The organism is Streptomyces racemochromogenes, assembly GCF_044129415.1.
In the GTDB taxonomy this organism is placed as follows: Bacteria; Actinomycetota; Actinomycetes; order Streptomycetales; family Streptomycetaceae; genus Streptomyces; species Streptomyces racemochromogenes_A.
The window spans coordinates 1-9,640 of sequence record NZ_JBBDHD010000190.1 but is presented as its reverse complement, the minus strand read 5'-3'; the positions used below and the strand labels follow the sequence as shown (position 1 = coordinate 9,640).

The following is a 9,640-nucleotide window of genomic DNA, read 5'->3' as shown; positions in this document are numbered from 1 at the left end:
CCCCCCCCCCCCCCCCCCCCCCCCCCCCCCCCATTTTTTTATTGATACGCCCCCAACCGTTATATACAAAATAGTATAGTCTTCGGCTGGTTCTTATTTTTTTATGAGAAAGACTCGGGGGGGGGCGGGTGCGCCGCCTGCGCGGCCACCAGCAGGGCGGCCAGAGCCGCCACCCCCGCCCCCGCCGCCAGCCCCGGCGGGGTGAACCCGCAGTGCAGGGTGGTGGTGCGCCCGTCCAGCGGTACCGCCAGCAGGCCCAGGCGGGATCCGGCCGGACGCCCCTGGCAGCTCCACCCCGCGATGGCCGGGACGGCGACGACCGCGGTACCCGTGCTGCCGGGCGGCAGCGTGGCGGTCAGGTCCGAGTCGCCGACCCGGACGGAGGTGGCGGCCGCACCGCGCAGCGCGGTCACCGCCGCGGTGAGCTTCGCCCGGTCCAGGCAGGACAGCGCCCACACGGCGGGGGCCGGACGGTCGAAGACCAGCTTCGAGGCGGGGCCGTGCGAGCGCCCCAGCGGCTGGAGCGCCGCCCGGTTCTTCGGCGGGTTCCCGTTCAGCTTGAAGGGCCGGCCGTCCGCGAGGCGCGCCGTCGCGTTGTACTCGGGCGCCCACAGGAAGGCGTCCGTCCCCGCCCGGCAGACCAGCGGCGCGACCGGGTCCTCGTACACCTTCGCGCCCAGCAACAGCTCCTGGTTGGCGAACGGCGACTCGCCGAACCCCGGCGGCGGGCCGGCCGGGCGGACCGTGACCAGCGGCAGGGCCTCGCCGCGGGCGATCCTCCCGTCCGGCTTCAGCCGCGCGCCGACCGAGAACAGCGCGTCCGTCACCGGGTTGTCCAGGCTCTGCACGCTGCGCCCGCGCGAGGTCCAGCCCGCGCCCAGCGCCGCCATCGTGCGGGTGAACACGTCCGGGGTGTGGCTGCTGTAGTAGGAGCCGCCCTCGCCGCCCAGCAGCAGCGGGTCGTTGCCCGTCAGCGCGGGCCGGCCCGCGTCCGTGCGGTACGCCGGCCAGCCGTCGGCCCGCGTCAGGGCCCGCTCGCGGGAGCTGTCGGCCCGGCCCCAGGAGGGGTAGTCGTCCAGCCCGGCCAGCTTGCCCTTGTGCCCGTACGCCGTGGTCGCGGAGGCCTGCGCCGCCAGCGCCAGCGCCAGCACGGCCGCCGCCGGCAGCAGCAGCCGCCGGTCGCGCAGCGCCCACCAGGCGCCCGCCGTCAGGGCCAGCCCGCCGCAGAACAGGGCGTACCCCCAGCCCGTGACCAGCGCGCTGCCCGCCGCCCACGCGGCCGCCGCGGCCAGCACCCCGGCCCCGGCCGCCAGCGCCCCCGCCCCGGGAGGTCCGGCCGCGAGCCCCGTCCAGGCGGCGACGACCACGATCCCGGCCAGGACGAAGGTCTGCCGGTACGGGCTGCCGTTCGGGGTCGCGAAGACGTGCCAGAGCAGATGGGTCGGGGCCCACTGCAGGGACAGCAGCACGGCCGCCACCAGCCCCGCCCACCACAGCCGGGTGCGCAGGGGCAGCGCCCGGTGGAAGGGCAGCGCCGTCACCAGCAGCAGGGTCCCCGTACCGATGAACAGGGCCGGGGAGTTGAAGGAGTACGTGGCCGGCAGCAGCCGGGCGAACAGGTCCGACCAGGGCGCCGGGGAGAACTGCTTGGACCAGCCCGGATAGGCCTGCTTCGAACTGAGGAACAGCGGCAACAGCAGCGGCGCCGTCAGGGCGGTGCCCAGGACGGTCGTCACGGCCGCCCGGCCGATCACCCGGACGCGCTCGCGCGTCCCCTCCCGGGTCAGCACCACCCGCACCACCAGCACCAGCGCCGCGCCCAGGGTGGCCATGTAGGCGGTGTAGAAGTTCGCCGTCCAGCAGACGGCCACCACCAGCACCCCCAGCAGCGGCCGCCGCGCCCGCAGCGCCCACTCGCCGGTCAGGCACAGCAGCGGGAAGGCGATGAGCCCGTCCAGCCACATCGGGTTGTACGAGGCCTCGATCACCGACCAGCCGCACAGCGCGTACGAGGCCCCCAGCAGCCCGGCGGCCCACCACGGCCCCGGTCGCTGGGTGCGCAGCAGCCAGGCCATCGCGGCGGCGGCCACCGTCATCTTCAGGACGGTGACCGCGTAGACCGCGAGGTCGATGTCGTGCCGCGGGAACAGTGCGACCAGCGGGGCGAAGGGGCTCGTCAGGTAGGTGCCCAGATCCGGCAGGAACCCGGTCCCGTACCCGGACTGCCAGTTGAACAGCAGCCCGCCCCGCGCCCGCCCGTGCAACAGGTCCCACAGGTGGGCGTGGAAGGGCACGAACTGGTTGCCGAGGTCGTTGACGCTGCGGTGGCGGGGCCCGTACGGGAAGACGCGCGCGACGGCGTCCCCGGAGCACACGGCCACCGCCGTGACCAGGGCGGCGAACGCCGAGCCGAACAGGCCGGCACGGCGTCCGGAGCGTCGTGCGGGGGCCGGAGCGGGGTGCTCCGGAGTGGGGTGCGGAGCGAGCTGCGATGTCGACATGGTGGTCCGACCTTCGCAGGACCGCCTCACCCCGCGGTGGCCGGGGGGTGAACTCGCACCTTCAACACCCCCGGAATCGTTGGTCGAACCGGTGGCTCGGGCCACTCTGACTGCATACCATCGATCACCGCACGGCCTTGTGCACCGACGCACAATCCCCCGGCCCTGGAGGCTCCTTTGCACCGTCGCACAGCGCTCTCCGTATCCGCCGCCCTGATCGCGGCGGCCCCCCTGCTGGCCGCCTGCTCGGGCGGGACCCGTCCCGGTACCGCGGCCGTCGTCGGCGGCGAACGCATCACCACCTCCGCGCTCCAGGCCCAGGTCAACGACGTCCGCACCGCGCAGAACAGCTCCGAGCAGGGGGCGCGGCTGATCGGCGCCACCGCCGGGCTGGAGCGGCTCAAGCTCAACAAGATGATCCAGACCGCGGTGCTGGAGCGGGCGGCGGACGACGCCGGACTGAGCGTGAGCACCAAGGAGATCGAGGACGTCCGCAAGGCGCAGCTCCAGCAGGTCGGCGGCGAGAAGGCGCTGGCCGCGGCGGCACTGGAGCAGGCGCAGCTGGCCCCGGACCAGATCGACGCCGACACCCGCTTCAAGCTGCTGCGCGACAAGCTCTTCACGCACTACGGCAGCCAGGACAAGGCCCTGGTGAAGCTCGGGGAGGCCGCGAAGGCCCTGCACATCGAGGTGAACCCGCGCTACGGCCGCTGGGACGAGAAGCAGATCCTGCTCGGCGACCAGCAGACCCCGTGGATCACCCAGAAGACGGTGCCCGAGCAGGCGGCCCCCGCCGGAGCCTGACGGACGCGGGCGGAGGTAGGTTCGGAGGGTGACCGACCACACCGCCGAACCCGCCCCCGTGACCGCCGACGCCTCCGCCGAGGACGCCGGGCGGATCGTCCTGCTGACCGCCAGCCACCGGGTCGCGCCCGGGCTGCTGTCCTGGCCGGCCTGGCAGGCCCTGCGTGCGGCGGACCGGGTGCTGTGCGCGGACCCCGGCCACCCGCAGCTTCCGTACCTGCGCGAGGCGGGGGTCCGGGTGGAGCACGAGGCCCCCGACGCCCACGCCCTCGTCGACGCCTGCGCCGGGGGCCGCACCATCGTGGTGATCCCGTCCGGCGAGGGCGACCAGCGGCTCACCGACGGTCTGGCGCGGCTGGCCGGGTCGGGCCGGGTGGCCATGCCGGACCTGGAGCTGCTGCCGGGTTCGTACGACCTTCCGGGCGCGCGGCTGCTCGACCTGGTGCAGGTGATGGACCGGGTGCGCCGCGAGTGCCCGTGGACCTCCCGGCAGACGCACGAGGGGCTGGTGAAGTACGCCATCGAGGAGGCGTACGAGCTGGTCGAGGCGATCGAGGACGGCGACCGGGACGCGCTGCGCGAGGAGCTCGGCGACGTGCTGCTCCAGGTGGTCTTCCACGCGCGGATCGCCGAGGAGGGCGTGAGCGGGGAGGAAGAGGAGGACGCACGGGCCTTCTCCGTGGACGACGTCGCCGGCGACCTGGTCGACAAGCTGATCCGCCGCCACCCCCATGTCTTCGGGGACGCCACGGCCGAGTCCCCGGAGGACGTCAGCGCGCACTGGCAGGCGACCAAGGCGGTCGAGAAGCAGCGGGAGTCGGTCACCGACGGCATTCCGCTGGGCCAGCCCGGGCTGGCGCTCGCGGCGAAGCTGGCGGGCCGGGCCCGCGCGGGCGGGATCCCCGTCGAGCTGCCGCGGGGCGAGGGCGTCGGCTACGAGCTGCTGGCGCTGGCGGCGCGCGCCGAGGCGGCGGGGACCGACCCGGAGACGGCGCTGCGCGCGGCGGCCCGCGTCTACCGGGACGCGATCCGGGCGGCGGAGGGCGTCGGGGAGTAGCCCGCCTACGTGCGCGGTGAGCGGTCCGCCGGGTTGTGCCAGTGCGCGGCCGGGCGGTGCAGGAACCACTCGCCGAAGCCCAGCGGCCGGCCGCCGCGCGCGGCGGCCGGAACGGGGACGGCGTCGTGGAAGAGGCGGTCGGGGCGGGCCCCGAGCTCCTCCAGCAGGAGGGCGGTCTCCTCCATGAACACCGGCGGCCCGCTCAGGTAGACGTCCTGCTCGGGCCACAGGGCCCGGTTGCCGAGCGCGGTCGCCAGCCGGGCGGTGGCCTGGTCGCGGTGCTGTCCGGGGGCGGGGGTGATGTAGGTGACGCCGAGCCAGCGGAAGGCGGCGGCGTACGCGTCGATCCACGGGCGGTCGTAGAGGTGCGCGGCGTCCCGGGCGGCCAGGAAGAGCCGTACGTCCTGATCGGGAGGGTGGTCCGCGAGTTCCTCCAGCATCGCGCGGACGGGGGCCCAGCCGGTACCGGCGGCGATGAAGGTGACGGGCCGGTCCGTGCGGCGCAGGGTCAGCCGCCCGCCGGGGGCGCCGAGCCGCAGCGCCTCGCCGAGCTGGATCTCGCGGACCAGGGCGGTGCTGAGCCGGCCGCCCTCGATCCGGCTGACGTGCAGGTCGACGGTGTGGTCGGGACGGGGTGCGTTGGCGAGGGAGTACGTGCGCCAGGTGGTCGGGACCCGTTCGCTGCTCACGCTGACGTACTGGCCGGGCCGGTAGGGGAGCGGGGCGTGCGGTGCCAGGGTGAGGACGCCGATGTCCTCGCCGTACCGGAGGTGGCGCACGACCTCGGCGTCCCACCAGGGCGGGTCCTGGCTCGCGGCGGCGCCGGCCGCCATCGCGTCCGCCATCACCCGGTAGGCCTCTGCCCAGGCCTTCTCCACGTCCGGGGTCCAGGCGTCGCCGGAGGTCGCGGCGAGGGCGGCGAGCAGGCTGGCGCCGACGGCGGCGTAGTGCTCGGGGGCGGCCAGGTACTTGCGGTGGTCGCGGCCGAGGTCCTGGAGATAGGGGAGGAGGGAGTCGTCCTCCAGGTGGGAGACGACATGGGTGAGTGCGGCGAAGAGCCGGTCGCGCTGGCGTTCCATGTCCTCGGCGGAGGAGGGGAACAGCGGGCGGAGCCCGGGGTGGTGCCAGAAGAGGTGGGAGTAGAAGAACTTGACCGTGTGTTCGGCCCGTCTCTCCACCACCGCGAAACTGCTCTTCAAGATCCTCACGTCCACAGGACCGAAGTAGGAATGTCCGACAAGCCGCCGTCAAGTGACAGCGGATCTGCGGACAGCCGCGACGAACCGTGCATAAGGGATGTCCGGTAGCGGCCCGGGATACCGTCGACGGGTGCACGAGCAGACCCCCGACACCCCGCCCGCCCCTCCCGCCCCCGAGGCACCGGCCCTCTTCGGCTGGGAGTTCGCCACCGACCCCTACCCCGCCTACGCCTGGCTGCGGGAGCACTCCCCGGTGCACCGTGCCACGCTGCCCAGCGGCGTCGAGGCCTGGCTGGTGACCCGGTACGCCGACGCCCGCCAGGCCCTCGCCGACCAGCGGCTGAGCAAGAACCCGGCGCACCACGCGGAGCCGGCGCACGCCAAGGGCAAGACCGGGATCCCCGGGGAGCGCAAGGCCGAGCTGATGACCCACCTGCTCAACATCGACCCGCCGGACCACACCCGGCTGCGCCGGCTGGTGTCCAAGGCCTTCACCCCGCGCCGCGTCGCGGAGTTCACCCCGCGGGTGCAGGAACTGACCGACCACCTCATCGACCGGATCGTCGAGAAGGCCGGGGCCGGGGAAAAGGGGGAGGCGGACCTCATCCACGAGTTCGCGTTCCCGCTCCCCATCTACGCCATCTGCGAGATGCTCGGCGTACCGCGCGAGGACCAGGACGACTTCCGCGACTGGGCCGGGATGATGATCCGCCACGGCGGCGGCCCGCGCGGCGGGGTCGCCCGGTCGGTGAAGCGGATGCGCACCTATCTCGGGGAACTGATCCACCGCAAGCGGGACGATCTGGGCAATGACCTCATCTCCGACCTGATCCGGGCGAGCGACCACGGCGACCACCTGACGGAGGCCGAGGCCACGGCGATGGCCTTCATCCTGCTGTTCGCCGGCTTCGAGACGACCGTGAACCTCATCGGCAACGGCCTCCACTCCCTCTTCATGAACCCCGGTCAGCGCACCCTCCTCCAGGACTCCCTCGCCGCGGGCGAGACAGGCCTGCTGGAGACGGGGATCGAGGAGCTGCTGCGCTACGACGGCCCGGTGGAACTGGCCACCTGGCGGTTCGCCACCCGGCCGCTGACCCTCGGCGGGCAGGACATCGCCGCCGGCGACCCCGTCCTGGTCGTCCTCGCGGCGGCCGACCGCGACCCCGCGCGCTTCGCGGACCCCGACGCCCTCGACCTCTCCCGGAGTGACAATCAGCACCTCGGATACGGCCACGGGATCCACTACTGCCTGGGCGCCCCGCTGGCCCGTCTGGAGGGTCAGACGGCGCTCGCGACTTTGCTGAAGCGTCTGCCGGATCTGGAACTTGCCGTTCCCCCTACGGACCTGCGCTGGCGCGGCGGACTCATCATGCGGGGCCTGCGCACCCTCCCCGTCCGCTTCACAGTCCCGAACGTCTGAGGCGCGCGCGAAGCCCGGCGGGGCTGCGGAACTGACCGGAATTCAGTACTCAGCCGAACTTGTGACATCCGTTCGAAGGCGGCTAGGTTCTGCCGTTACCCCGCCGTTATACGAAAGGTGCAGGCTCATGCTTCCCGGGAACGGCCGCCACAGACGACCCCGTCAGGTCCCCGCCATCGTCGTCACCGCCGGAGTCACCGGCTCAGCGCTGGCCCTGCCGCTGCTCGCCGCCACGGGCGCGAGCGCGGCCGACACCACGACGTGGGACAAGGTCGCCGACTGCGAGAGCGGCGGCACGTGGAGCGCCAACTCCGGCAGCGGAGCCTACGGCGGCCTGCAGTTCACCCTGGACCAGTGGAAGAGCGCGGGCGGACTGGAGTACGCCGAGCGCCCCGACCTCGCGAGCCGCTCGCAGCAGATAGCGGTCGCCGAGCGGGTGCTGGAGTCCCAGGGCCCCGAGGCGTGGCCGCTGTGCTCCGCGTCGGCCGGGCTGTCGAAGAACGGGCCGAAGCCCGACGTGGAGACGGGAACCTCCAAGACCCCCGGACCGGTCGGCGCCACCCCGGTCCGGCCGGACTTCTCGGTGCCCGCGACGGGCAAGGGCGGCGCCTCCACGGACTTCGGGGCGCCCACCCCGGCCCCCGGAGCTCCGGCCGCGGGCGTGCTGCCCGACTTCCCGCTGGGTGCCTCCAGCGGACTGCCCGTCATGCCGGAGCCGGACTACTCGGTGCCCACCGCCCCGGCCACCGGCCCCACCGCCCCGACCACCAACCCGGCTAACCCGGGCAACCAGAACAACCAGGACAACTCGCACGGCCAGGGCAACCAGGGCAACTCCAACAACCAGGGCAACCCGGCCAATCCGGCGACCCCCGGCACCCCGACCGCCCCGGTCGACCCGACGGCCCCGGCCACCCCGGGCGCCACGCCCTCCCCGTCGGCCACTCCCGCCACAGGGGCCTCCGACGGCAACGGCAAGCACCGGGGCCCCGCCGCGATCGAGGTGCCCGCCGCGCCTGGCTCGGCGTCAGCCGCCGCCGAGCCCACGTACACCGTGAAGCCGGGCGACAGTCTGACGGCCATCGCGGACGCCAACGGGCTCAAGGGCGGTTGGAGCGCCCTCTACAAGGCCAACGAGCAGGTCATCGGCACGGACGCGGACCTCATCAAGCCCGGTCAGAACCTGGATCTAACCAAGAAATAGGGGTAGTTCGGGCAGCCGTTACGGGCTGAATGTCCGTTATCGGCAAGTGAGACATGCATCTCTTCCGGACAACTGGCGTGTCTCGTTCCGGAACTTCCGCAAACCCCGCTCCGACCTGGGCAAACGTGCCCTCCAGGAACGCAAGTAGGCCGGTTTCTCCCCAAAATCACACGTTGAACATCGGGGAGAGACCTGTCTACCTTCTGAGTCGCTCGCCACCGCGAGCTCCTTCGACCGCATCGCCGAATCCTGCCGGCGGCCGGAGGGAACAGTCGTCGCGCAAGCGCCGTTGGCAGGAGCGGGGGAACCAAGGTAGGCGCCGGGAAAGGCCGTTGAGAGACGGCCCGCGTACCGGCTTGGGGTGAAGACGCGCAACTGCGCGACCGGGCAACTCATCCGCCCGAACCCGACAGCTCACCTCGAAGGCGTCGGTGAGGAGAAATCCATGCTGCTTTCCGGCAAGGGCAAGCACCGCCGCGGCTCCAAGGCCGTCCGCATCGTCACGCTCGCCGGTGTCGCCGGCGTGGCCGTCGCCGCCCCGCTGATGGCCGCCGGCTCCGCCAGCGCCGCCACGGTCTCGGAGTGGGACAAGGTCGCCGCGTGCGAGTCCGGTGGCAACTGGTCCATCAACACCGGCAACGGTTACTACGGCGGGCTCCAGTTCTCCGCCTCCACGTGGGCCGCGTACGGCGGCAAGGCGTACGCCGCGCAGGCCAACCAGGCGTCCAAGTCGCAGCAGATAGCCATCGCCGAGAAGGTCCTCAAGGGCCAGGGCAAGGGCGCCTGGCCGTCCTGCGGCGTCGGCCTGTCCAACTCCGCCTACAACGGTGGCGGCTCGACCACCACCCCGGCCAAGCCGAAGCCGGAGACCAAGCCGGCCCCGGCCAAGCCCGCCCCGGCCAAGCCCTCCGCCCCGAAGGCCGACACCGAGACCAAGAGCAGCGGCTCCGGCTCCGGCAACTGGACCCCGTCCAAGCCGGCCCCGTCGAAGCCGTCCGCCCCGAAGACCGGGTCCCCGGCGACCGGCAACGGCTCGTACACGGTCCAGGAGGGCGACACCCTCGGCACCATCGCCGAGGCCAACGGCGTCAAGGGCGGCTGGGAGAAGCTGTTCGACCTGAACAAGGACACCGTCCAGGACGCCGACCTGATCTTCCCGGGGCAGAAGCTGAAGCTCAGCTGAATTCCCGGGTAACACCCGAGCGGCATCCCGCCGCGGCCCGTGGCACCGACGCCCGGCGCGCATCCCCCTGCGCGCCGGGCGTCGTCATGTCCGGGGCCGCCCCCCGATTTTCCAGGGGCCTATGTCCTGGAAGACGGGTATTCGGCCCCTTTTTCGTCCCAGGACCCGGGGGGGGGGGGGGGCGCCCCCCCCCCGGGGCGAGGTCGGCGAGCGGGCCGGCGGAGGCGGGCAGGGAGCGCAGGACGCGGCCGCGCCACGGTGCGAACAGC

At 73.1% G+C, this 9,640-nt stretch carries 7 protein-coding genes and 1 riboswitch; of the genes, 5 read left to right on the top strand and 2 right to left on the bottom strand.

Features of this window, described 5'->3' with window-relative positions; translation table 11 throughout:
• Positions 1-101: 101 nt before the first annotated feature.
• Positions 102-2,501, bottom strand: a complete 2,400-nt coding sequence (locus tag WDV06_RS34535) for a YfhO family protein (RefSeq protein WP_395513775.1) — start codon at positions 2,499-2,501, stop codon at positions 102-104.
• 177 nt (positions 2,502-2,678) lie between these two features.
• Here WDV06_RS34535 and WDV06_RS34530 point away from each other — a divergent pair, with 177 nt between their 5' ends.
• Both WDV06_RS34530 and WDV06_RS34525 read left to right on the top strand, forming a co-directional pair.
• Positions 2,679-3,305: a SurA N-terminal domain-containing protein gene (locus WDV06_RS34530; protein ID WP_395513774.1), complete on the top strand. Its 627-nt coding sequence runs from the start codon at positions 2,679-2,681 to the stop codon at positions 3,303-3,305.
• A 28-nt stretch (positions 3,306-3,333) separates the two neighbouring features.
• The gene (locus WDV06_RS34525; protein ID WP_395513773.1) at positions 3,334-4,362 is read left to right on the top strand and encodes a nucleoside triphosphate pyrophosphohydrolase; all 1,029 of its coding nucleotides are present in this window, start codon (positions 3,334-3,336) and stop codon (positions 4,360-4,362) included.
• A 5-nt stretch (positions 4,363-4,367) separates the two neighbouring features.
• Here the strand turns inward: WDV06_RS34525 and WDV06_RS34520 are convergent, their stop codons facing one another.
• A complete protein-coding gene (locus WDV06_RS34520; protein WP_395513772.1) occupies positions 4,368-5,570 on the bottom strand; it encodes a globin domain-containing protein in 1,203 nt (400 codons plus the stop codon).
• Between the two features lie 121 nt (positions 5,571-5,691).
• On the opposite strand from WDV06_RS34520, the gene WDV06_RS34515 reads away from it, so the two are divergent.
• From WDV06_RS34515 to WDV06_RS34505, 3 genes are all read left to right on the top strand, one after another.
• The gene (locus WDV06_RS34515) at positions 5,692-6,984 is read left to right on the top strand and encodes a cytochrome P450 family protein (protein ID WP_395513771.1); all 1,293 of its coding nucleotides are present in this window, start codon (positions 5,692-5,694) and stop codon (positions 6,982-6,984) included.
• Between the two features lie 127 nt (positions 6,985-7,111).
• A complete protein-coding gene (locus WDV06_RS34510) occupies positions 7,112-8,188 on the top strand; it encodes a transglycosylase family protein (protein WP_395513770.1) in 1,077 nt (358 codons plus the stop codon).
• Between the two features lie 274 nt (positions 8,189-8,462).
• A riboswitch (cyclic di-AMP (ydaO/yuaA leader) is annotated at positions 8,463-8,631 on the top strand.
• Between the two features lie 2 nt (positions 8,632-8,633).
• Positions 8,634-9,371 carry a transglycosylase family protein gene (locus WDV06_RS34505; protein WP_395513769.1) on the top strand — a complete coding sequence of 246 codons (738 nt, stop codon included), beginning with the start codon at positions 8,634-8,636 and terminating at the stop codon, positions 9,369-9,371.
• Positions 9,372-9,640 lie beyond the last annotated feature (269 nt).